Here is a 21,447-nt window from a genome sequence, read left to right as displayed (position 1 = left end):
AAGAGGGCATGACCGACAGCCGCAGAAGCGGCCGGGGTCATGCCCTCTTTTTTATCGGAGGGAAACAGTTCGGAATAAGAGTTGATCAGCACGAGGAGTGCAACTCTCCACTCCCGGCTCACTCAGAACGGATAGAGCAAGGGCAGCGCCGCGACCATCACGAGTCCCATCACGATCTGCAGGGGCAGCCCGACCTTCAGGTAGTGGCTGAACCGATAGCGTCCCGCCGACATGACCAGGGCGTTCGGCGGCGTCGAGAACGGGGAGGCGAAGCACATGCTCGCCCCGATCGCCACCGCGAAGAGGAACGGATAGGGGCTCGCCCCGTACTGGACCGCCGCTCCCAGGGCGATGGGCGTGAGCAGCACCGCGCAGGCGGTGTTGCTGATGAACATCGTGAGCACCGAGGTGGCGGCGTAGATGCCGGCGAGCAGAGCGAACGGGCCCAAGTGGCCCAGCGACTCCACGAGCCCGCGGGAAAGCAGCTCGGCGGCGCCGGTCTTCTCGACGGCGGTGGACATCGGGATCATCGCGGCGATGAGGACGACGCTCTCCCAGTTGATCGTGCGGTAGGCGTCCTCCATGCCGCGGACGCAGCCGAAGACGACCATGAGGACCGCTGTGAGCATGACCGCCGCGACCGGAGGCACCAACTCGGTGACGAGCAGAACCACGAGCAGGAGCAGCAGCCCCGCGGCGATCGGCGCCTTGTTGTCCCTCGTCAGCTTGCGGGATTCCTCCTGCGGCTGTCCCACCACCACAACCTCGGAGCCGGATGCCGCCAGCCGCGCGATATCCTCCCACGTGCCCTGCACGAGGAAGGCGTCGCCCATGCGCATCTTCTCCTCCTTGAGGTTGTGAAGCAGGTAATTCTGCTGGCGCTGAATCCCCAGCACATTCAAGTGGTACTTCTCCCGGAAGCCGGAGTCCTTCACCGGCCTGCCGATCAAGCGAGAGCCGGGGGCGAGCAGCACCTCGGCAATTCCGATGTCGCTGGTCGCATACGGCCTTTCCTTTGCAGGCAAGCCCTCCTCCAGGCCCTCGCGGTCGAGCAGGTCCAGCCCGTCCTGGTGGGCGAAGGCCTCCACCTGCTCATGAGCGCCGTGCAGGTAGAGAATGTCGTCCGCCTGAATCATTGTCTCCGGGCCGGCGATCTCCTGGTTGATCGTCAGGAGGATTTGATCGCGCGCAGATGTTTTCCGCCGAATCTCAATGATGGTCAGCCCGTAATGGGCGGCGATGCCCAGCTTCAGCAGCGTCTTGCCGATGAGCGGCGAATCGCGGCGAACCCGGACGCGAAACAGGTTTTGCGCTAGCCGGTATTTCTCCGCCAACTCATCCGGCGAGCGCCCGCTTCGCCCGGTTCGCTTCTCCCCTTCATTCTTGGGCAGGTACCGGCGCAGGAAGAGCATGCCCAGCACACCGGTCGTCACGCACAGGATGCCGGTCGGAGCGAAGGAGAAGAACGACAGCTTGCCGTAGCCTCCCTTCAGGAGTGCGTCCTGAATGACAAGGTTGGGCGCCGTTCCGATGGAAGTCAGCATCCCGCCCAGGCTGCTGGAAAAGGCAAGCGGCATGAGCAGCCGCCCGGGATGCGTGTCGGCGCTAAGCGCCAGGCTGACGACAATCGGCATCATAACGGCGACCGTTCCGGTGTTGCTGACGAACGCGCCGATGCCCGCGGTTACCAACATGACCATGACCAGCAGCTTCGTCTCGCTCTTCCCCGCGAGCTGCAAGAGCTGCCCGCTCGCCCGCTTGGCAAGTCCGGTCTGCAGCACCCCGCCGCCGACCACAAACAGCCCAATCATCATGATGACGATTGAATTCGAAAAGCCGGCGAGTGCCTCCTCCGGCGTCAAGATATCCGATACCAGCAGGACGAGCAAAGCCCCGATCGCCACGAGATCCGAGCGCAGCTTGCCGGAGACAAACAAGGCGGAAGCGACGGCCAGCGTCGCCAGGGTAAGGAGCATCGGTCCATTCACAGAGGCTCTCCTCCTCTTCTAGTGAGCTTTTCTAGTCAGGTGGACCCTCTCCTATTCATTTGGAGAGGTTGTCCGTTGTCCCTTGCATTTTACCAAAAGCAGAGAGACCCGCGCCACACGGCCCCGTGCATTCATGAAATTGCCGCAAACCGGAACATGTTGGGGCAAGCAGCCATGGTATAATTTGGTCATCTCTACCGATAGAAAGAAAGGGAGACTCGCTATGAACGTTCTCGATATCAAACCCGGCGTGAAGTGGCTCGGGGTTCAGGATCATGAGATTCGCGTATTCGACATCATCATGGTGACCGAGTTCGGCACCTCATACAATTCGTATCTCATTCAGGGAACGGAGAAAACCGCCCTGGTCGAAACGGTGAAGGTGAAGTTCTGGGATTCCTACCTCGCCAAGCTTCAAGAGACGGTAGACCTGAAGTCCATCGATTACGTCATCGTGGATCACACGGAGCCGGACCATGCGGGCTCTTTGGAAAAGCTGCTGGAGCTCATCCCCGATGTAACCATCGTCGGCTCTCCAGTGGCGCTCAAGTATTTGAAAGCCATCACCAACCGCGAATTCAAGGCCATGCCGGTGAATGCCAAGAGCACCCTGGACCTCGGCGGCAAAACGCTTTCGTTCATCCCGGCTCCTCTGCTGCATTGGCCGGACTCGATGTATACCTACCTTCACGAAGACAAGGTGCTGTTTACCTGCGATTCCTTCGGCGCGCACTATGCGTTTGACGAGGTGCTGCTGTCGAAGGTCCAGGATCGGACGGATTATTATTCCGCATTGAAGTATTACTACGACTGCATCATGGGGCCGTTCAAGTCAAGCATGACCTCCGCCATCCAAAAGATCGAGCATCTCGACCTCGACGTCATCTGCAACGGCCATGGTCCGGTGCTGGATGTGAACCCGCGTGAAATCGTCGAGCTGTGCAAGGAATGGTCCGTGGAGACCAATCCCAACAGCGGGCGCTCTGTGGTGGTGCCCTACATTTCGGTCTATGGCTACACCGAGCTGATGGCCCGCGAGATCAAGCGCAGCATCGAAGATACCGGTGAAGGCATCGAGGTCACCCTCTTCGATCTCACCGCCTGCGAGCTGTCCGAGGTGCTGGACAAGATCTACTGGGCGGACGGGCTTCTGTTCGGTTCCCCCACGATCAACGCCGATACGCTGCCGCCCATCTGGAACCTGCTGTCCCACCTGAATCCCATCGTTCATGGCAAAAAGCTCGCAGGCGTCTTCGGCTCTTACGGCTGGAGCGGAGAAGCGATCAAGAACATCGAAGCCCGGCTCGGCCAGCTTCGGCTCAAGGTCGTCCCGAATCTGAGGACCGTCTTTAAGCCGAGCGAAGACGAGCTGACGGAGGCCTACGAATACGGGCGGCGGTTTGCTCAGGAGCTGGTGAACCCAGGCACCGGCTTCCCCGTCGAAGCCGAGGCAGAGGCCGTCGTGTGAGCTTGTTCGACATAGGCCCCACGATGAAGAGGGAACAGCTTTTCTGAAGGAATAAACCCAATGGAATGGGCAGGAAAGGACCGAATTCGGACAATTACCTCCGAATTAGGGTCCTTTCTTTTTTCACTAGGACATGCCAAATTATGATAAAGTAGAGAAAATCGGATACATGGAACGCGCACTCGATTGGCTTGAAGACAAAATACCTGACATGAATGAAATTTTTTCACTCATTCCCCGTAGTATCTACCAACACCTAGCGAATCGTCTTTACCATCTGAATGGCGCTCGGAAAGGAAGCCCGTCTCTCTCATTTCCGAACAATGCCGTCCATTCGCATAAGGAGGGATTCTATTCTCGATGAACAACCGATTTCTCAAGCTGCTGGTCCTCATTCTCGGGGTGGCCGCTCTCAATATTGTCGTCTTCTCCCCCGGTCTTCTCGGGGTATCCATCGGCAGCAATGCCCTGGCTACCGCCTCTGGCGTTACGATCCTGGTCGCGAGTGTCCTCACGCTCCTTTATGGCAGCTATACCTTGCTGCAAGCACCCCCCAGCGCCCCTCCGATTCGCGAGATTCAGTCGCACGAGGATTACGTGGAAGCGTTCCGCCGCTATCGGCGCCTTAAGCCGCTGGAGGAGGAGCTGACGCTCGGGCTCGGTCAACTGGAACGGATGCAGAAGAAGAAGGAAACCCTCCTCGGTGTCCTCGACCAGCGCTTTTCCCCGGAGGAGCTCAGCTATCGTAAATTCGCCACCGTCATTCAAGAGGTAGAGAGCTTGTTTTATCGCAATGATCGAAGCCTCCTCAATCGGCTGCAAGTGTTCGATGAGGCGGAATATGCCAGCCTGTCCAAACCGAAGACATCCTCCCTCGCTCCGGATGTCCTCCGTCAGCGGGCGGAAGTCTATCAGGATCATTTCTCCTTCGTGCGCGGTTCCTTGGAAACCAACGAGGAGATTCTGCTCAAGCTCGACAAGCTGTTGCTCGAAATCTCTCGTCTGGACAGTTTGGAACCGGACGAAATCGAGAAGATGCCCTGCATGCAAGAGATCGACGTGCTCATTCAGCAAACCAAATACTATAAGAATTGAGAGGTACCGCCATGCGGAACAAAGGCAAGTTCTTCATCATCTCGGGACTGATCGTGGCACTCGTCTTCGTCCTCGTCTACTACGGCGTTAATCTGACCTCCAACCTCGGGAAAACGGAGAAGCAGGTAACGGCGGAGAGCGCGTCCAAGCAGCTCGACAAGCTCTATTCCAGCATTGACGTCATCCAAGGGGAACCGGTCAAAGGACAGATCGACCTGAATCCGGCCGATGTGGCCGAATCGCTTCCCGACATCTCGAAATACCCGATCACCGTCGAGAATAACACGGACGCGTATGTCGAAGTCTTTTCCTCGACCGAGAAGTCCGGTTCCGGCGTAGACGGCTGGCTCACCGAAGCCGCCCAAGCCTTCAACCAGGCCGGCATCTCGGTGAACGGCAAGCCCGCCTCCGTGAAGCTGCGCAACATCGCCTCCGGGACCGCTGCCGACTACATCCGATCTGGCAAATACATTCCGGATGGCTTCACCCCTTCCAACGAGCTGTGGGGCGAAATCGTAAAAGCGAACGGCGTGAAGACGGAGCTCGTCGCCAAGCGGCTCGTCGGCAACGTGCCGGGCATTGTGATCGCGAAAGCCAAGCATGACGCCCTCGTCGAAAAGTACGGGGCCGTCAACGTGAAGACGATCACGGAAGCCATCGCGAATAATGAATTTTCCATGGGCTACACGGACCCCTTCGCCAGCTCGACCGGTCTCAATTTTTTATTGACGGCGTTAACTACGTTCGACAGCAGCAACCTGCTCAGCGAAAAGGCTGTCCAGGGCTTTGAGAAGTTTCAGGCGAACGTCCCCTTTCTCGCCTCCACGACGATTCAAATGCGAGAAGCCGCCAAGTCCGGCATGCTGGACGGCTTCGTCCTCGAATACCAGACCTACGTCAACGCTGCGGACCTGAAGAGCGGATACGTCTTCACCCCCTTCGGCGTGCGGCATGACAGCCCCCTCTACGCACTCGGGGACCTGTCGCAGGAGAAACGCGATATTCTGAAGGCTTTCGCGGATTTCGTCACGGAGGCCAAGGTCCAGGAAGCCGCCAAGGAAAAAGGCTTCAACGCCCTCAACGAGTACAAATCCGAGCTCCCGGCCGTCGATGGAAGCACCCTGTCCGCCGCCCAGAAGCTGTGGAAGGAGAAGAAGAACGGCAGCAAGCCGATCGTCGCCGTCTTCGTCACCGACGTCTCGGGCAGCATGGACGGCGAGGCGCTGAACCGCCTCAAGGAATCCCTCCTCAAGGGGCAGAAGTTCTTGGGCAAGGACAACAGCATCGGGCTCGTCTCCTACTCCAGCAACGTCACCATCGAGCTGCCGATCGCTAAGTTCGATACGAATCAGCAGTCGCTGTTCGTCGGTGCCGTGAACAACCTGCAGGCCGGCGGAGGAACCGCCACGTTTGACGGAATAACCGTGGCCCTTAAGATGATCCAGGAGCAGATGGCCGTCAATCCCTCTGTGAAGCCGCTGATCTTCGTCCTGAGCGACGGAGAAACCAATGAAGGCCATTCCCTGAAGGACATTCGCAGCCTTGTGGAAACCTTCAAGATCCCGATCTACACGATTGGCTACAATGCCAACATCAAGGCGCTGGAGAGCATCTCCTCCATCAACGAGGCCGCCAGCATCAACGCGGATACGGACGACGTCGTGTACAAGATCGGCAACCTGTTCAACGTCCAAATGTAGAAACCACCACATCTTAAAAGGGGGATGGAAGAATGACATTTTCGATGGAAGTGGCTAGCCCGGATACGATTAAAGCGGTGATTGAGGAGGAGGTCAAGCCGGTCCCGGAGGAGGTTGCGAAGCTGCAGGAGATTGCGAACAGCAACGTGGCGGCAATCCTGCAGCTCGACCTCGATTCCCTGGAGAAACGCAAAGACATCCTCAAATCCATCGACTCCTTCGGACTCGATACCATGCAGACATCCTCCACCAAAAACTCCCTCCTGCAGGTGACCGTGGGCAACCTCTCCAAATCAGGAGATGAGGGCGGGCAAGTCTCACGCGGCTTAACCGAGCTGCACACGCAGCTCAAGGATCTTGACCCCAGCATGGTCGACTTTGCAAAAACCGGCTTCCTCGGCAAGCTGTTCAACCCGATGCGCGCCTACTTCTTGAAATTTCAAAAGGCAGACAGCGTGATTGCCGACATCGTCACTTCGCTCGACAAGGGGAAGACGACCCTAAAGAACGACAACACGACATTGGAGCTGGAGCAGCAGACACTCCGGGAGCTGACCAAAAAGCTGCAAAAGGAGATCCAGCTTGGCTTGCTGATGGATACCACCATTGAAGCTCAGGTGGAGGAAGCTCGACTCCGCGCCGAGGATGCCGAACGCGTCCGCTTCATCACGGAGGAGGTTCAGTTCCCTCTGCGCCAGCGGGTCATGGATATGCAGCAGATGCTGGTGGTGAACCAGCAGGGTATCATCGCCATCGAGGTGGTCATTCGGAACAATCGTGAGCTCATTCGCGGCGTGGACCGCGCCAAGACGGTCACCGTCTCCGCCTTGAAGATCGCGGTGACCGTGGCCAGCGCCCTCTACCACCAGAAGATCGTGCTGCAGAAGATCGATATCCTGAATCGCACGACGAACAACCTGATCGCCGGTACAGCCACCATGCTCAAGGAGCAAGGCGCCGAGATTCACAAGCAATCGCTTGAATCGAGCATCTCCGTGGAGACGCTGCGTCAGTCGTTCGCCGACACGCTGTCCGCGCTCGAAGCGATCAGCACCTACAAGCAGAATGCCCTCCCCCGCATGCGCGAGACGATCCTCCAGTTCCGCGAGCTGGCCGACACGGGCGAGAAGAGCATTCAGCGTCTGGAAAAAGGACACACGCTGGGCTTGTAGGCCAGCCGACCGGACGGATATTCGCATTCTCCCAACCTTCCTTGATTCCGTGAAGCTTCACCTTAACGCGTAAATGCTGCACCTTATCACAAAAAAGCTCCACCTCCGCTTCATACACGGGGTGGAGCTTTTGCATGGGTTAGAGCCTTTGCACGGTTTGAAAGCTTTTACACGGGGCGGCGCTTTAAACGGTTGCCATCCCTTCCTAAATCCCAACGTCCCTTCTTCCGCTTAGGTGACTCGAAGCGCTGGGGTTGCCGTTGTCTCATGGAAGACTAGCCTTGTCCCGCCTTCTCCGTTCAGTCTTCACCCACCAGCAGTCGGGCAAGCTCGGCGTAGCTGCGTGCCACTTCGGTCGGTGCGCCTTCGGATTCGGGCTCTACCTCGCGGTGATTGAACCAAATGACGTGCCAGCCCGCCGCGAGTGCCCCCACCACGTCATTGCGCCACGAATCGCCGATGTACACGCTGGACGAGGCTTCTGTTCCCGTGACCTCATTCGCATGGGCGAAGATGCGCGGGTCCGGCTTGTCCCAGCCGACCGCAGCGGAGATGAACCGATGGTCCGCCGGAATAAGTCCATCCATGCCAAGTGCGCGGATCTTATTCCGCTGATGCTCCGCCGGCCCGTTCGTGATCAGGCCCACGACCTTGCCTTCTGCGAGCAAGCGCTCCATCAGCTCCCGAACGCCGGGGTAAGGCTCCAGGGAATACTGGCAGGCGATGTAGGCCGCTTGCATCGCTTCCGCTTCTTCCTCCGTGAGCGCGACATCAAAGTCACGGAAAGCGAACCGAAAGCGATCCCGCCGCATGACCTCCATCGCCGGGCTCCCTTCCATCGTGCCTGCACCGCCATAATCGGCAGACAGGGTATCGCTGTAGTACCTCATCCGGTGGTAAGCCTCTTCATAGGGAAAGGCGTCATTCGGGCCGAGCACCGCCTCTACCGCTTTTTGAAACGGCCACAAATGGTCGTACAGCGTATCATCCACGTCGAAAAAAACAGCCTTTGTCTTCCTCAAATCCTTTTGCATACCATCCCATCCTGTCTACGAGTGTGCATGCCCCCATCTTATCACATTCGTCCTTAGATGGATTCGTCAACCCTTCAATACCGCTTTCACATAATGACTCAAGGAGTCGGTCCCGCCTTCGCCCTCCAGCAGGATCACCTCCATCTCCGGAACGCCGCCCCGCATGGTCACGTTCAGCAGATGATGGATGTCGCCTTTGCCCTTGAACGAGCTGAGCCCGCCCGTTTTCCCCATCTGAATGTACTGCGATCCGCTTTTTTCGGTAACCTCCAAGTGATGGATATGCCCGCTCACCACCGTGTACCGGCGGCCAGCAAGTAGCTGTTCCAGTCTTTCAAATGCCGGATTGCTTTTCTTCCAGGCAGGCTGGTGCAGGAGGAGGAACGTCCACTCCACATCAGCATGCTTCTCTACCACATCTGCAAAGAATGCGAGCTGCTCTTCCCCGATATGCGGATTAATCAGCGCATCCTCCGTATAATGCGGATCGTACTCCTCGCGGATCGCTGCCTTGTACGCTTCCTCATAGGAAAGCTGCGGGTTCGCCAAGAGACAGCGGTTCACTCGCTGCCCCGACGCAAGCTCCTCTGCATCCGGCTCCGATTCTGCCTCCGTGTTGGCCACGAGGAACAGCGTCTTGCCGTACCGGAAGGCGTAATAATCCGCTCCCTTGCGCTCCCGCCACACCTTCCGCATCGTTTCCGTGCCGTAATCGTGATTGCCCACCGTCTGAAAAAGCGGAATGCCGACGCCCGACAAATAAGCGTCCACGCGCTCCCACTCCTCATGGGCCTCCCCCTCGTCTGTCCAATAGCCTTCCACAAGATCGCCAATGGTGAGAATGAAAGCCGGATTCAGCTTTTTGGCCGCCTCCAGGCCTCGTTCAAACACGCCAGAAACCGCTCCTCCGGTCCGGTCGCCCATAATGACGAAGGAATAATCCCCGCTCATTTCCTCGGGAAGCCTGCCAAACCATGGTCGCAGGGCGGTAAAGGCAAACGCATCGGCCATCATCATGCTCGTATTTTCCATGAAACCTCCTCCTTTCCTATTTGATACCCGATTGCATAAAGCTATCGATAAACTGCCTCTGGAATACGAAGAATCCGATGAGCAGAGGGGAGATCACAAGTAAGGTAGCCGCGCTGACCTCCGTCCACTGGGCGCCGGTCTCGAAGGACTGGGCGAAGATGGCAAGCCCAACGGTGAGGGGACGGTTGTTTACCGAGTTGGTGACGATCAGCGGCCACAAAAAGTTGTTCCAATGATAGCTGACCGAAACGAGCCCGAAGGCGACATAGGCGGAGCGCGCCAAAGGGAAATAGATCGTCCACATGATTTTCCACTTGCTGCAGCCTTCCATCACGGCGGCCTCATCCAGCTCGGAGGGAATCATTTTGAAGGTCTGGCGGAGCAAAAAGATGCCGAAAGCGGAAGCGAAATACGGGATCATGATGCCAAGCTTCGTATCGAGAAGCGAAAAGTCCCTCAGGACGATATAGTTGGGGAAAATCAGAACATCCGCGGGAATCATGATCTGAACGGTAAAAAGCAGAAAGACCACATTGCTGCCCCAAAACTTAACCCGTGAAAAAGCGAACGCCGCCATCGTGGAGGTAAGCATCTGAATGAGGAAAATGCCGACAGCGATGAGAATCGTATTTCGATAATAAATAGAAAACGGCGCAGCGGACCACACGGTAGAGAAATTATCCAAGGTGAACTGCCACGTCCACTTCGGCGACAAGGCCAAATCCTTGGGGCGGAACGCCGTCACCAGCACCCATCCGAGCGGAACCACCCAGACAACCGCCATCAGGTACATAAGCATATAGAGGGGTGAAACCCGTTTGATTCGATGCAGCATCCTGCGCAGCTCCTTGCTTTTTGGTCTTATTGGTAATGAATTTTTTTGTCCATGCCGAAAAACTGCAAAGCGGACAGCACGAGCAGCAGCAACACCATCGCCACCGTCAGGGTGGAGGCCATCCCTTGGTCCCAAAAGCTGAAAGCCGTTTCGTAAATGTGATAAAGCAGCAGATTGCTCGCGTTGTTTGGACCGCCTTTGGTCATGATCCACAGATGGTCCATCAGCTTGTAGGAATTCGTCAAAGCGACGATCAGGACGAATAGCGTCGTCGGCAGAAGCAGCGGGAACGTGATTTTGCGAAAAATGGTCCATCCCCCTACCCCGTCCGTCTCAGCGGCTTCGTACAGCTCCTTGGAGATGCTTTGCATACCCGCCAAATAGAAGATCATGAAATACCCGGCTTCCTTCCAGACGATCATCGCGATCATCGCCCACATGACGAGATGAGGAGAGCCCAGATAATTGTGTTCCCCACTGCCGATCACCGACACCAGCCGGTCCAGCAGCCCATACTGGGGTGTGTAGATGAACAGCCAGATGTTGGCGATGGCGATCATGGGAATGATGGTCGGATAGAAAAAGGCGGTGCGCACCAGGCCTCTAGCCTTCAAAGCCTTGTTGGCGAAAACGGCCATGGCCAGCGCCAGAGCCAGCGCCGCCGGGATCGTCCCTGCCGCAAACCAGAGGTTGTTCATGAACACCTTGCGGAAGATCGGGTCGTGCAGCATCGTTTTGTAATTATCGAAAGCGACGTAGATCGGTTCACGAATCGATAAATCCGCTTGATAGAAGCTCAGCTTTATCGTGTTGGCAATGGGATAGTACGTAAACAGCACCAAAAAAACGAGAGACGGGAAAAGCAGCATCCAGGCGAATGCGTTTGTTCGGATCCAGGCCATGCGCTTACCTTTACTCACGAGATCTCCTCTTCTTCCGGTTGATTTGTTCTTGTCGGATAAGGAGCGGGCGCGGGCAAGGTTCCCGTCCAATCCGGAAACGTCCCGCGCCTGGCATCCTTTTTCCTGCCTGATCCGATTATTTGTTGAACGGGGCCAGCGCCGCCGTCGCTTCTTCCTGGGCCTTCTTGAGCGCCGTCTGGGCATCCATGCTTCCCGTCAGAACCGCCTGCAGATTGTCGCTGAGGGCTTTGGTCACTTTGCCGTTGTTGTGGGTAGACAATTCCGCCGCGGCCACCTCCAGTTGATCCCGGGCCACTTGCGCTGCGGGGAAATCGGCGATATAGGCCTTCATCGTCTCCGTCTCGTAAGCGGATTTGCGCACGGCGACATATCCGGTATCCCGGCTCCAGGCCGCCGCTCGCTCCGTCTCGGTCATGAACTTGATGAATTTCCAGGCTGCGTCCTGCTTCTTTTTGTCGATGTCTTTGAAAATATAGAAGTTGCCGCCGCCCGTCGGCGAGCCAAAGGTTTTCTTCTGCGGCAGGAAGGATACGCCGAAATTGAATTTGGCGTTCTTCTTGACGTTGGTCAAGTTCCCTGTCGTGTGGTACATCATGGCCGTTTTCCCTTGAATGAAGTCGGAAGGAACGGTTGCCCAATCCGTAACACCGGTGGGCGTTGCCTTATGCTTGCCGGCCAGATCCGTCCAGTATTGCAAAGCTTCCACGTTTTCCGGCGTATCGAAGAAAACTTGCTTGCCGTCTTCGCTCATCAGGTTTTTGCCGTTTTGCAGAGCGAAGGTTTGGAACATCCAATAGGAGAAGCCGGATACTGGAATTTCCAACCCCCATCTGGCCTCTTTGGTCAGCTTCGTCGCATATTGGGCCAGCTCGTCCCAGGTTTGCGGCGCCTTTTCCGGATCCAGTCCAGCTTCCTTGAACATATCCTTGTTGTAATAAAGCACGATGGTACTGCGTTGGAACGGAATGCTGTAGGTCTTCCCTTCCGTCTGCGAGTTGGCCATGAACGCCGGGTAAAAGTCAGTAAGGTACGATGCATCTTCTTGGGCGATGTAATCGTCCAGCGGGATGACAGCATCCATGTCCAGCAAGCTGTACAGCTCGGTGCTGAGCAGCACGGCTACATCCGGCGGGTTCTTCCCTTGGACCCCGGCTTGGGCCTTGATCGTCGTATCCGAGTAGCTTCCCGTATAAACCGGTTTGACGACGATGTTCGGATGTTGCTTTGTGAATTCCTCTGCCATTCCTTCAATGGTTGCCGTCAGAGGACCGCCTACCGCGATAGGGTAGTAGAAGGTCAGCTCCACCTTCTCATCCTGGGATGTTGCGCTGCTCGTTGGTTGTTCTCCTGCGGCCGTCTCTGTCGGCTTGACGCTTGCTGCGCTGTCTGCCGGAGCACTCGTCTTCCCACATCCTGCCAGCATGGCGGCGATCAGCAGCAGCGGCATTGCTATTTTCTTCATACGCATTTGGTTCTCTCCCAACCATTTTTTATTTTGTCGCGCTACCGGCATTCCGGCATAGGAACGGCGGGAAGCGGTACAATACCTTGCCATTACTCATTCCTTGCACCTATTAAGGGCATAGCTCTTCCAGCGTAACTAGCGTGTAATCCGGCCGGATCCCGGTGGCGTCCACATCCCGGGTAGAAGCTGCACCCGTCAGCACGAGGGCGGTGGACACGCCGTTTTGAATCCCGAACAGGATATCCGTCTCCAGCCGATCTCCTACCATCAGGCAGCGGTGGGGCGGCACACCGACCTTCTCGAACACCTTCCGGGCGTAATAGGCCGAGGGCTTGCCGATGACGAATCCGGCTTGTCCGCTGCTGGCGGCCTCGATGGCCCGGACCATAGACCACGTATCCGGTAAGACGTCATCCTGGACCGGACAGAACGGGTCTGGATTGGCGGCGATCAACACCGCCCCGTTGCGGACGGCCTTCATGGCCGCATGGAGCTTCCGGTAATCGAAGGCGCGGTCCATGCCAACGAGCACGTGGGTGGCGGCCAGCGGGTCCCGGGACAGTCGGATTCCGGCCTCCTCCAGCTCTTCCATCAGAGCGGTTTCCCCTACCGCGTAAATCAGCGAAGCCGCACTGGTTTCATGAAAATATATCGCGGACAGATAAGCAGCCGTGACGATCTCGTCCAGCTCCGCCGCAAGCCCCAGCCCTTTCAACCGTTCCCGGCACTGCCAGCGGGTTTGCGTCGTCGTATTCGTCAGGAACATGACCCGCTTCCCCGCCCTCCGTAAGTGTGCCAGCGTCCGCTCTACCCCCGGAAGCAGTCGATTCTCCAAATAGATCGTGCCATCCAGATCGAAGAAGTAAGCGTCAAAATCCCATGATGGCAGCAAAGCCAGACTCAACTCCTTTGCGGCGGACAACGCAAATAACCCTTTATCCAATAACGACAGGTCCGCCGAATTGAAGCGGCACACGTCCCGTTCATTGCATAAAGGGTTTTCTCATCGTCTCAACCCTCATTGTTCAATTGGTTGTTTCCTAATTCCACTATAAAATGCGATTGTTTTCAGAATGTTTCTCTTTTTTGGGGATTTCGTAAAGAAGACAGTCAAGTCCAAAGCCCCTTGTTCCCCGCCGATACGGCCAGTGCGCCTGCGTTCAGCGCGGCCTCGACTTCCTCCGGATGCTTGATCAATCCGCCCGCGATAATCGGCGTATCCAATTCCTGGCGCAGTTCCCGGATCACTCGCGGGATCAGCCCCGGCATCACTTCGATCGCGTCCGGCTGGTTTTGCCGGATCGCATTCAACCCGTGCTCCAGCGCCGCCGTGTCGATCAGAAAGACTCGCTGGATAGCCAGGAGTCCGCACTTCTTTGCTTGCTTGATCAGATGGCCCTTGGTCGAGATGATGCCCGCCGGCTTGATCCGTTCCGCCACGTATTTGACGATGATGGGATCGCTGCCGAACCCGGCGATAAAATCGATGTGGATGAACACTTGTTTGTTCCGCCGGGCCATCTCGGCAACGTAATCCCCGATCGTAAACAAATCCCCCGATAGCAGAAAAATGACAGGAAGTTCGCTTTTGCAGGCGATTTTCAAGTCCTCCGCCTTCAGGACGGACGGAATGATCCGGTTTGGCCCCAACCGCTTTTGCAGATTCCCCACCGTGTTCGGCTCCTTTCGGCCTTCTTTATAGAGAAGTGTACCGAAGGAAGGTTTGCCGAGCATAAAGGCTTGTCCGTAATTGTGTAAACGTTATCCATTGCCTAAATGTACTGAGAAGGCGCTAGTCAGACGAAGGGTAGAAAGGAGCTGACTTACGCTCCCTTCACCACTTCTGCAACGCCTTCCTCTAGCGAAGTTACCGGACGCCCGAGGAGCGTTTCCAGATCGTTCGAGTGCACCTCAAGCTCTCCGCTACGGATGGCTTTTTGGATCAAAGACAGGATTTCGACCACTGGAGCAGGCAACCCGGCACCCGCAAGAATCTGCTCATAGGCCGCATCATCTACATGTTGAACGGTTACTTCCCGGCCGATTGCTTTGGCAATCGCTGCTGCGTACTCGTCGTAGGTGGAAGGCTTTCCGCTCAGCTCATAGATGCGGTTCTCGTGACCCGTTCCGGTCAGAACGGCAGCGGCAGCTTCCGCATAGTCCTCCCGGGTCGTCCATCCCGTCAAGCCCTGACCCGCGGATGTAACCAAGGGAGCGCCTGCCAGCACACCTTTTACGGTGTTGGTCTCGTTCTCCACATACCAGTTGTTGCGGAGGAAGGCATACGGAATGCCGGTTGCCTGGATCTCCGCTTCTGTCACTTTGTGGACCTCAGCCAGAAACAGCTTGCTTTCTGTCGCTTTGCTTACGCTCGTATAAGCGATGAATTGGACACCGGCCTTCTTCGCGGCAGCTACGGCCGTTTTATGCTGAGCAATCCGCGTGTCATTATCGCCCTGCGACGAAATGAGCAGGAGGCGCTCAATGCCTGCAAAAGCCTTATCCAGGGATGCCGCATCCTCGTAGTCGCCCTGACGAACATCCACGCCGAGCTTCGCCCACTCTTCCGCCTTATGAGGATCTCGAACGCTGATCGCAATCTGTTCGGCCGGAACCCGCTTCAAAAGAGCCTTTACCACTTTGTTTCCCAGAAGTCCGGTTGCACCGGTTACCAAGTATTTTGCCATGTGAGGCACCTCCATAAATTTGAATTTCGTAATAACCGCATCGGTTACAACATAGGGTGAAAAAGAAGCTCCGAAGAGCGTACTGCCTGCCGTAACCGCGTGGAACGATGCACCAGCTTTGCGCCCACACAGAAGAGGGTTCTTCGGGGAATGCCTTAGCTTCCCCGAAGGATCTTTTCCTTATTCCTCATCAGGCTTCCAGCAAATGCGGTTTGAGTCCGTCCATCAGCTGACGGATCGTGACGCTTGCCAAGCGAGCCTCAAAGGCTTCCTGTGCCGCACGCATTTCAGCCCGGAGAATGGACTCAATGTTGCGCCCGACCGGACATGCCGGGTTCGGATTCTCATGAAAATGAAACAGTTCTCCCTCCGAAGCGGAATCAACCGCCCGAAAAACAGTAAGAAGCGTGATTTCCTCCGGGGGAACCTTCAGCTTCGCTCCGCCTATACCGGCACGAACCTCGATCAAGCCCGCCTTTTTCAGCATAGCGGAGATTCGCCGGATGATCACCGGGTTCGTGTTGACGCTCCCTGCGAGGATGTCGCCTGTGCATTGCTCGGGATCGGGTGAAACCGCGATGAGAGACAGCACATGGACCGCGATGGAGAACCGGCTGCTGATCTGCTTCATGCTTCCCAGCCCCCTTTCGATGTAACCATTTTAGTTCTATCAAAAATGGATTGTCAAGTCTGCTCCATTATCCCGCCATGTTGTTGATGGAGTCCTGAGGCGAGAACACCGAAATGTGATCCACCTTGCCCTCTCCACCCGGAACGGCAAACTTGAGCTCATATTGATCACTCACGCGATAGATGTAGATGGTGTCTTTTCCGCTCTCCTTGGTGTCGGTCGGCTTTCCGAGCTCCGCCTTTACCTCGCTCCAGGTCAGCTTTTGAATCTCGGGTGCGTTCGACCGAACGTCGAAGATGAGGCTCCCCTTGTTCCAGCCGATGACGGCGTTCTTGCTGCTGTAGGTCGAATAGGTTCCTTTGCTGCCTGCGGGGTAATCTTCCTTGTCCGGCTCGCCCCAGTCCTTCTTCACGTCCTCGATCAGTCCGATATGCGCAGCATAGGGAACACCGGGCACCTTGCCTTCCTTGGCCACCTTAACGAGCTCGCGGATTTGCTTCTGCGCAGCGGTCGCTTCTCTAGATGCTGTCGGCTTCGGTGTCGTCTCCGATGTAGGAGCAACGGAGGTGGAAGCGGAAGCAGCGGGCGACGCTGTCGGCACCGTTGTCGGGGCAACTGAGCTTGTGGGAGCCAAGGCGGAAGGGGCTGTGGAGGGGCTTGGCGCCTCACTCGTGTTGGAAGAACAGGCGGACAGAGCGAGCACGCCCGATAGGGTCATTGCGGTCAGAATCCTTTTGGCTGGGGTCATAACAATCGTCTCCTTGGTGTGGAATGGGCAATGTCGTAAAAAAGACGAAACGGCCAAGACAAACGTTGCGGTTCGCTTCTCTACTTATTCTTACCCTTTCCAATTGCATTGAATTTCAGTTAATTCCGATATGGTAACTTTATATAACGCATAAATCGTAGTTATCACTTATCAACTCTATATTCTACCATTATGCACTTATATATTCTCTTTTTCAGGATGATTAAGGAATTTTATACCTAACCAAATGTCAAAAATATTAACACATTATATAGATTTTCTAGAACTCTGGTGGTAGAATCTTGGTATTCTTTCTCCTCATCTTGGAAAATATCAAAGCCGGACGTGAGAGAGGAACGTCTTCTGTTTCCGATATGAGAGAAAAGAGACTACATAGTATATCGTGAATATGGAGGGGAATTGATTGGAGAAAGGTATTAAGAAACTTTCGCTTCTTGCGCTGGCCCTCGGGGTTACGGTAAGCGGCATCCCGGGCCTTGCATCCGCCGCGAACCTGCCACTGTCCGATAGAGCTCTGGCAGAGGCCCTCAAAGCTGTTCAACCGGTCATCTCTTCGAAGATCGATACGACCTCTTCGAAGAAAGTTCGTGTCGTCGTTCAATTGAGCGCTCAACCCGCTGCTGTTGGAAAATACGCTGCCAAGCAAGGTCTGAAATCCCTAGCTGCCGAAGCTACGGAAGCCAAGGTTCTCAGCCAGCAAACCAGCGTCTTGAACAAAGCAGAATCCAAAGGGATTGATCTCGAGGTCAACTATCAATACGATACGGTACTAAACGGCTTCGAAGTAACCATTCCGGCCAACGAACTGCCGGAGCTCGCCAAGATTCCGGGTGTAGCCTCGATTCATGAGAACAGCACTTGGTACGCCGAGCCGGATCAAACCGACACGACGGTTACCACGGCAACCTATGACAATGCTCCGATCAAGCAAGTCAGCGCCGATTGGGCTTGGGCTCAAGGCTATACAGGTGCCGGCCTGAAAATCGGCGTCATCGACACCGGGATCGATTATCTGCATCCGGATATTGCCCCTGCATACGTAGGCGGCTATGACTCCTTCTACAAGGACAATGATCCCTACGAAGAGCACCCTGTATGGGAGGAAGACTTCCCTGGAACGAGCCACGGTACCCATGTTGCAGGTACAATCATCGGACAGTTCAAGAACACAGGAGAGTATGCTCAACAAGGGATCGCCCCTGGAGCCAAGCTGTATTCCTACAAGGTACTGGGACGAGACGCGGAAAGACCGGATCGTGCCAGCGGCTCCACCGCACAAGTTCTGGATGGAATCGAGCATGCAGTGAAGGACGGCATGGATGTTCTGAACCTGTCCCTCGGCTCCGATGCCGAGAAGGATACTAACTCTCCAGAAGTCATTGCATTGAATAATGCAGTTCTGTCCGGAATCACGGTCGTTGTTGCGAACGGCAATGCCGGTCCCGGGTATAAAACAATGGGCTCTCCGGCATCCACTCAACTGGGTATTTCGGTTGGCGCGGTTACAAGTGAATCCAAGCATTACGATGCAACCTTCACCCCGATCGTTGTTGACGACAGTGTTAACACGGCGACCTACGCTACTTATGGGAAAACCAGCCTTATGGCTTGGACAACCCTCGAAGATGATTTCGTTAAAACCTTTGGAACAGATCCCATTCCAGTTGTTTACGTAGGCTTGGGAGATGTGGCGGACTATTACGAGAAGGATTCCGCAGGGAAACTTATCAAGGACAGCAACGGAAACTTTGTTCAGAAAAATATTGAAGGAAAAGTAGTCCTCATCTCTCGCGGATCGTTGACTTTCGTGGACAAAATTGCGATTGCTAAGGAGTTTGGAGCAAAGGCTGCGGTTATCTTCAATGGTAACGCTGCCGGGACCCAAGCCGACTTGAGGGAGTCCATCAATGGCCGTGACGGCTACATGAATGTATCGCTCGGCGACAGCTTCAACTTCCTCCCGACCTTTGATCTGTCCGGTAAGAACGGACGGGCTCTTGCTCGATTGATCGTTCAACAAGGCAAGTCTCTCGAATTCAAATTCAGCCCGGACTATCCTTCTACTATTATTGCCGGAGATGAATTGGCTACCTTTACTTCGATGGGACCGAACTTTGACAGCAACCTGAGCATCAAACCGGATATCAGCGCACCTGGTGTGAATGTGATGTCTACTGTCCCGGCTTACGGAAAAGATTTCGAAGGCGTTTCGTACGATTATGCCTATGACAGATTGAGTGGAACCAGTATGGCTACTCCTCACGTGGCCGGTCTTGCCCTTCTGATCAAGCAGGCTCACCCGACTTATACCCCATTTGATGTTCGAGCCGCTCTGGCCAACACGGCGGATGCTCTGGATGCGACTGGACAATACGGGTCCCACGATTACTACTTTGCAGGTCCTGGCCGTGCGAATGTCAAGAACGCCATTCTTACCCCAGGGCTATTGACAGCCGTTGAACCGATCTCCATCGTTAGCCCTGATTACACCTGGAAAGATGTTGTCAATTACAATCCAACGGCGAGCTTCGGGCTTGTAACAGCTGGTTCCGATGCAACCAAGCAGCTTCAACTCAAGAATACCTCGGACAAGGCCCTTTCGTACACGGCATCCATCGAGTGGCTGGAAGGCCTGTCCGATCCTGACAATGTAAAAGCAACGGTTCCGAGCAAGGTTTCGGTTGCCGCAGGCTATGGCAACAGCCAGACCTTTGACCTGGCACTGACGGTTGGAGAAGACACCGCTCCAGACTACTGGTATGAAGGTGCGGTAGTGCTTACGCCTGATAACGGCGGACAAACTCTTCGTCTTCCGTTCGTCGTACACGTTGGCGATACCGAAACTCCCTTCATCGACATCGATCAAATCACGCTTACCAACAAGCTCATTTACCCGAATCGAGTTTCTCAAAACACGACCGACCTTTCTTACCGCCTGAACTCAACGGAGGCGAACCTCCTCCAAGTGATCATCGTGGATCTGGACGGGAACGAGATCGCAGTTTTGGATGAACTGTATACGGGCGACAAGACGATCCCAGCCGGAACCTACAAGCTGGACGGCATTGACGGGACCTACTACGATGCTGAAGGAACTCTCCGAAGCTTGAAGGATGGCACTTATTCGATTTATATCTTTGCAACTCTTCTCGATTCGAGTGGAGAACCGGTTAGAGAATCTGACGATTCTCTCAAGGTAAACTACATCGGCATCACCTCTTTCCATGTTGATAACACCTCTACTTCCGGTGGCGGCGGAGTCTTCATTCCTGCTCCTACCACCAATGAAGCAGCCTCCTCGGTTGTCGACCAAGGCCTGAAACAACAAGCCGTCACCTCCGCTTCCGAAACCAAGGACGGAGTAGCTACGGTAACCGTTAAGGACGACGCCCTGAAGGCAGCCGTGACTGCAGCTGGAACTTCTCCTGCAGCCATCGTGATCACCGACAGTGCGGCGAATGCCAAGCTGTCCCTTACGGCAGATCAAGTCAAGCTGCTGAGCGCCCTTCCGGCCAAGAGCACGATCGTCTTCAGTGCAGGCACCTCTGCGGTCGCCCTGCCGACTGCTCTGCTGGCAAATGCACCTGCATCGGCTAAGCTGGAACTGGTCGTTAAGCCTTCGGAGGAAGCCAAATCTTCCTTCACGGCTAAGCTGGGAACCGGCACTCTTGTCGGAACGCCTGTGGCCTTCGAAGCCAACTGGGTAACCGAAGCCGGCAGCAAAGCAGTAAGCACGCCGAACAATGTCTTCATCAAGCGCTCCTTCACCGTACCGGGCAGCATCGAGCCGAACAAAGCCGGTGTTCTCTTCGAAAAAGACGGTGTTGTAACGCCAGTATCCTCCGTCTTCAAGAAACAAAGCGATGGCAAGACCCTGGTGACGGTAAACCGTCCGGGCTTCTCGGTCTATGCCGCAGCAACCCGCACGATTGCCTTCACGGACATCGCTGCCTCCGCTGCTGCTGACCAAATTCAAGCTCTTGCCAACAAGTGGATTATCGACGGAACGTCGGCCACTACCTTCTCTCCGAACGCAAACCTGACGCGCGCTGAATTTACGGCCCTGCTGGTTCGCGCACTCGGGTTGAAGGCAACGGCGGCAGCCTCCTTCACCGATGTGAAGTCCAGCGACTGGTTCGCTGCTGATGTAGCAGCTGCTAGCGAAGCTGGCCTGATCAAAGGCATTGGCGGCGGCAAGTTCGCCCCGAACGACAAGGTAACTCGCCAAGAACTGGCTGTTATCCTCGACCGTGCACTCAAGCTCACCGGTATCGAGCTGAAGCCTTCCGATCTCAATCCGAAGGTTCCTTACACCGATGAAGCGTCTGTTGCCGGATATGCCAAGGACAGTGTGAAAGCACTGACCGAAGCCGGCGTCATCAAGGCAGACGGCACTACCTATCGTCCGAATGTCGCGGCAACTCGTGACTTCGCAGCAGCTGCTCTCTACGCTCTGCTGACAAAGACCGGGCTCTCGGAATAAGCTTCTTACCAAGTTTTATCTGTTGGCCTCCCCATCTCCGATTTATCGGAGATGGGTTTTTTTCTTCTATATCAAAAACACAAATAGACCGGATCACACCTCTCTAGAAGCGAGGATGATCCGGTCTATTTGTGTTTCACAGTCAAAAGAAGCAACCGTGTCATC

At 55.6% G+C, this 21,447-nt stretch carries 16 protein-coding genes; 5 read left to right on the top strand and 11 right to left on the bottom strand.

What is annotated here, in order from left to right; all coding sequences use genetic code 11:
• Window positions 1-122 precede the first annotated feature (122 nt).
• Window positions 123-1,988 carry an SLC13 family permease gene (locus AAFN83_RS07895; RefSeq protein WP_347768410.1) on the bottom strand — a complete coding sequence of 622 codons (1,866 nt, stop codon included), beginning with the start codon at window positions 1,986-1,988 and terminating at the stop codon, window positions 123-125.
• 223 nt (window positions 1,989-2,211) lie between these two features.
• Here AAFN83_RS07895 and AAFN83_RS07890 point away from each other — a divergent pair, with 223 nt between their 5' ends.
• The 4 genes from AAFN83_RS07890 (at window position 2,212) to AAFN83_RS07875 (ending at window position 7,423) form a co-directional block, all read left to right on the top strand.
• Window positions 2,212-3,456 carry an FprA family A-type flavoprotein gene (locus AAFN83_RS07890; RefSeq protein WP_347768409.1) on the top strand — a complete coding sequence of 415 codons (1,245 nt, stop codon included), beginning with the start codon at window positions 2,212-2,214 and terminating at the stop codon, window positions 3,454-3,456.
• 360 nt (window positions 3,457-3,816) lie between these two features.
• The gene (locus AAFN83_RS07885; protein ID WP_347768407.1) at window positions 3,817-4,551 is read left to right on the top strand and encodes a hypothetical protein; all 735 of its coding nucleotides are present in this window, start codon (window positions 3,817-3,819) and stop codon (window positions 4,549-4,551) included.
• 11 nt (window positions 4,552-4,562) lie between these two features.
• Window positions 4,563-6,251 carry a substrate-binding and vWA domain-containing protein gene (locus tag AAFN83_RS07880; RefSeq protein ID WP_347768405.1) on the top strand — a complete coding sequence of 563 codons (1,689 nt, stop codon included), beginning with the start codon at window positions 4,563-4,565 and terminating at the stop codon, window positions 6,249-6,251.
• Window positions 6,252-6,283: 32 nt separating this feature from the next.
• Window positions 6,284-7,423 (top strand): toxic anion resistance protein, encoded by a 1,140-nt coding sequence (locus AAFN83_RS07875; RefSeq protein ID WP_347768403.1) that lies wholly within the window; start codon window positions 6,284-6,286, stop codon window positions 7,421-7,423.
• A 299-nt stretch (window positions 7,424-7,722) separates the two neighbouring features.
• Here AAFN83_RS07875 and AAFN83_RS07870 read toward each other — a convergent pair whose 3' ends face one another.
• The 10 genes from AAFN83_RS07870 to AAFN83_RS07825 all read right to left on the bottom strand — a co-directional run bounded on the left by AAFN83_RS07870 (window position 7,723) and on the right by AAFN83_RS07825 (window position 16,778).
• Window positions 7,723-8,457 (bottom strand): HAD family hydrolase, encoded by a 735-nt coding sequence (locus AAFN83_RS07870; RefSeq protein ID WP_347768402.1) that lies wholly within the window; start codon window positions 8,455-8,457, stop codon window positions 7,723-7,725.
• Window positions 8,458-8,523: 66 nt separating this feature from the next.
• Entirely contained in the window at window positions 8,524-9,489 is a 966-nt protein-coding gene (locus tag AAFN83_RS07865) for a metallophosphoesterase family protein (protein ID WP_347768401.1), read from the bottom strand.
• A 16-nt stretch (window positions 9,490-9,505) separates the two neighbouring features.
• Complete coding sequence (locus tag AAFN83_RS07860; protein ID WP_347768399.1) at window positions 9,506-10,324, bottom strand: carbohydrate ABC transporter permease; 819 nt, start codon at window positions 10,322-10,324, stop codon at window positions 9,506-9,508.
• A 26-nt stretch (window positions 10,325-10,350) separates the two neighbouring features.
• On the bottom strand, window positions 10,351-11,226 hold the full coding sequence (locus tag AAFN83_RS07855; RefSeq protein ID WP_347768801.1) for a carbohydrate ABC transporter permease: 876 nt from the start codon (window positions 11,224-11,226) through the stop codon (window positions 10,351-10,353).
• Between the two features lie 136 nt (window positions 11,227-11,362).
• Entirely contained in the window at window positions 11,363-12,715 is a 1,353-nt protein-coding gene (locus tag AAFN83_RS07850; RefSeq protein ID WP_347768398.1) for an ABC transporter substrate-binding protein, read from the bottom strand.
• A gap of 106 nt (window positions 12,716-12,821) precedes the next feature.
• Entirely contained in the window at window positions 12,822-13,604 is a 783-nt protein-coding gene (locus AAFN83_RS07845; protein ID WP_347768396.1) for an HAD-IIA family hydrolase, read from the bottom strand.
• Window positions 13,605-13,822: 218 nt separating this feature from the next.
• Window positions 13,823-14,383, bottom strand: a complete 561-nt coding sequence (locus AAFN83_RS07840) for a glycerol-3-phosphate responsive antiterminator (RefSeq protein WP_347768394.1) — start codon at window positions 14,381-14,383, stop codon at window positions 13,823-13,825.
• A gap of 152 nt (window positions 14,384-14,535) precedes the next feature.
• Window positions 14,536-15,399 (bottom strand): SDR family oxidoreductase, encoded by an 864-nt coding sequence (locus AAFN83_RS07835; RefSeq protein ID WP_347768392.1) that lies wholly within the window; start codon window positions 15,397-15,399, stop codon window positions 14,536-14,538.
• A 190-nt stretch (window positions 15,400-15,589) separates the two neighbouring features.
• On the bottom strand, window positions 15,590-16,030 hold the full coding sequence (locus tag AAFN83_RS07830) for an Rrf2 family transcriptional regulator (RefSeq protein WP_347768391.1): 441 nt from the start codon (window positions 16,028-16,030) through the stop codon (window positions 15,590-15,592).
• Window positions 16,031-16,097: 67 nt separating this feature from the next.
• On the bottom strand, window positions 16,098-16,778 hold the full coding sequence (locus AAFN83_RS07825; protein WP_347768389.1) for a YjgB family protein: 681 nt from the start codon (window positions 16,776-16,778) through the stop codon (window positions 16,098-16,100).
• A gap of 424 nt (window positions 16,779-17,202) precedes the next feature.
• Between AAFN83_RS07825 and AAFN83_RS07820 the strand changes: the two genes are divergently transcribed.
• Window positions 17,203-21,282, top strand: coding sequence for a S8 family serine peptidase (locus AAFN83_RS07820; protein ID WP_347768387.1), 4,080 nt, complete (start codon window positions 17,203-17,205; stop codon window positions 21,280-21,282).
• Window positions 21,283-21,447: the final 165 nt, after the last annotated feature.

It is taken from the genome of Gorillibacterium sp. CAU 1737, from assembly GCF_039888655.1.
Lineage (GTDB): Bacteria > Bacillota > Bacilli > Paenibacillales > NBRC-103111 > Gorillibacterium.
This window is presented reverse-complemented; position numbering and strand designations above follow the sequence as displayed.

What these genes read in the sequence shown, in the direction of transcription:
- AAFN83_RS07885 (WP_347768407.1), top strand. Translation starts at nt 3,817, where the DNA reads ATGAACAACCGATTTCTCAAGCTGCTGGTCCTCATTCTCGGGGTGGCC.
- AAFN83_RS07830 (WP_347768391.1), bottom strand. Translation starts at nt 16,030, where the DNA reads ATGAAGCAGATCAGCAGCCGGTTCTCCATCGCGGTCCATGTGCTGTCT.
- AAFN83_RS07855 (WP_347768801.1), bottom strand. Translation starts at nt 11,226, where the DNA reads ATGGCCTGGATCCGAACAAACGCATTCGCCTGGATGCTGCTTTTCCCG.
- AAFN83_RS07880 (WP_347768405.1), top strand. Translation starts at nt 4,563, where the DNA reads ATGCGGAACAAAGGCAAGTTCTTCATCATCTCGGGACTGATCGTGGCA.
- AAFN83_RS07870 (WP_347768402.1), bottom strand. Translation starts at nt 8,457, where the DNA reads ATGCAAAAGGATTTGAGGAAGACAAAGGCTGTTTTTTTCGACGTGGAT.
- AAFN83_RS07825 (WP_347768389.1), bottom strand. Translation starts at nt 16,778, where the DNA reads ATGACCCCAGCCAAAAGGATTCTGACCGCAATGACCCTATCGGGCGTG.
- AAFN83_RS07860 (WP_347768399.1), bottom strand. Translation starts at nt 10,324, where the DNA reads ATGCTGCATCGAATCAAACGGGTTTCACCCCTCTATATGCTTATGTAC.
- AAFN83_RS07890 (WP_347768409.1), top strand. Translation starts at nt 2,212, where the DNA reads ATGAACGTTCTCGATATCAAACCCGGCGTGAAGTGGCTCGGGGTTCAG.
- AAFN83_RS07875 (WP_347768403.1), top strand. Translation starts at nt 6,284, where the DNA reads ATGACATTTTCGATGGAAGTGGCTAGCCCGGATACGATTAAAGCGGTG.
- AAFN83_RS07835 (WP_347768392.1), bottom strand. Translation starts at nt 15,399, where the DNA reads ATGGCAAAATACTTGGTAACCGGTGCAACCGGACTTCTGGGAAACAAA.
- AAFN83_RS07850 (WP_347768398.1), bottom strand. Translation starts at nt 12,715, where the DNA reads ATGCGTATGAAGAAAATAGCAATGCCGCTGCTGCTGATCGCCGCCATG.
- AAFN83_RS07865 (WP_347768401.1), bottom strand. Translation starts at nt 9,489, where the DNA reads ATGGAAAATACGAGCATGATGATGGCCGATGCGTTTGCCTTTACCGCC.